1 protein-coding gene is annotated in these 1,905 nt (G+C 40.0%); it reads right to left on the reverse strand.

Translation table 11 applies throughout. The features are described 5' to 3' along the window. Positions 1-276 precede the first annotated feature (276 nt). Complete coding sequence (locus QSJ80_RS15455) at positions 277-1,599, reverse strand: hypothetical protein (RefSeq protein ID WP_285765370.1); 1,323 nt, start codon at positions 1,597-1,599, stop codon at positions 277-279. Between the last annotated feature and the right edge of the window lie 306 nt (positions 1,600-1,905).

Genomic DNA, 1,905 nt, shown 5'->3' on the forward strand with positions numbered 1-1,905 from the left:
TATAACCCGAAGCGCCGCCACGGCAGTAATAATGGCTTGTCACCGATGCAGTTTGAAAGGCAGTATTTCGAGAAGCTAAGAAGTATCTAGAGAACTAGGGGCTTACCACTGTCTGAGCACTTCGATTTTTCATGTAGAATTCTCTGCACGTATTTTACGAAATAAATTTTACTTTTGACCTCCGTTGTTTTGAGTGGGGAATGCCAAGTGTCCGTCAAAGTTTAGTAAAACCCATTTCTAGTTGTGTACTTTGTATGGAAGGTGCTCTCTCATATATCAAGAAGATGTGTTAAATAGTTTCTCACGCTTCTCTATGTTACCAGCTACTCTTAATTTTATTTTTTCAATGAGTGACCCTGATGGACGCTCTAAGCTCGCCCTTGAGATTGCTAGCGATGCGCTCTCATAAACACCATGCTTTTCGAAAAACACTGTCATCTCTCTAAGTAAATCTGGAAAGCCGGACGCACCTGAAATTCCAGAGTTAAAATGACTCTCTAAGTCGCGTAAAATCATTTGGCAATCTTCCAAAGTCAAACCCTCTAAGGTGCTAAAAAGAGGCAGGCTCCCTGTGTTGATAGAAGGTCGGTGTTTAAGTAAAGGAGTACTGTTGGATGTCACTATACAAAAAATGTCCGCTGACCCATAATCATTTTTATTTAATTTCTTATGTGATTTTGGCGACCTTTCTGTTACTTCTGTATCGAAGTTAGCGATCGTAATTTTTACCAAGTCCGAATTTATTTTTTCGTAAAGAGGAATATATTTAATTTCTATTTTTTCGTCAGAAAGCCCGCCAGAGTATATATCCTTAATGACTTTTCTTGACCCGAAGTCGAGGCTAATCTTAGCCTTGGAATTTGCATTGACCACGATTCCGTTTACAAAATGTCCATTGTCGATTCTGCAAACGACCTCTTGGGTGTCGTTAATCGATACGCACTCACGCTTTCCTAAAGATGTGCCCTTGACTTCTAATTTTCCGTCATGAAGAAATTGAGGTGGGTTAACAACCCCTATTGATTGCGTGTCAAATTTTGTTTCTATATCACCTTTTATTTTGTTCTGGCTATTTATGATGGTTCTGCCAATAGAGCTGCCTAGTAAGTACGCGGCGAATCTATTTAGGTGGGCGTTATCCATAAAGAAACGGCTAAAGTTATCGGATCCAGAGTTGATAATAAAATCGTACCCATCTAAAATTTTAAATCCGTACTTTTTAGCCAGTTTTATATGCAGATTAACGCCTTTTTGTTCTCCAGCTCGATCTAAGTATGAATACATAGGCATTAGAAGTACGAAAACTTCTGCCTTTGCTAAGGATAGAATTGAATATAGATGGTTTGTCAGGTCCTCTAGATGCGTCGGACTAATCCAGCCTTTTGTGAGGTGCTCGTTATCGTTTATGGTGTAGTCAAGTAGAATAAAGTCACTATTCAACAGCTCAGGGTCATCTCCTATAGAAAATATACCTAGCCCGGAACTACATGCACCTTTCGAAAAGTTTTTTAGCTGAAAATATTTGCCCAAGGATGCGCTAATGCCCCCTTTCAAAATCCCGTTAGATGTACTTAATAGTGCTAGTGTAGGTTTTTCCATTTCGTATTCTTTTATATATTCGACTGAATTGGCTGTACAATTTAAGCGCGCGTGACTGGGTTTATGAGCTTCGTGCGGATATGATTATAACCCTGAAGACGAGCTTTTAATAGAGTGCTTGAACTTACTGGGCGCTTGTTGACCCATTTCAAGCATAGGGTTTTATCCCGGTTTAACGAACACTTCAGTTAAGAGTTTTGGCAAGCGCCTAGTCTTCTAGATACTTCTTAGCTTCTCGAAATACTGCCTTTCAAACTGCATCGGTGACAAGCGATTATTACTGCCGTGGCGGCGCTTCGGGTTATG

Source organism: Biformimicrobium ophioploci (assembly GCF_030270605.1).
Taxonomy (GTDB): Bacteria; Pseudomonadota; Gammaproteobacteria; order Pseudomonadales; family Cellvibrionaceae; genus Biformimicrobium; species Biformimicrobium ophioploci.

Excerpts from the sequence above, each read along its gene's own strand:
- QSJ80_RS15455 (WP_285765370.1), bottom strand. The coding sequence starts at position 1,599 with ATGGAAAAACCTACACTAGCACTATTAAGTACATCTAACGGGATTTTG.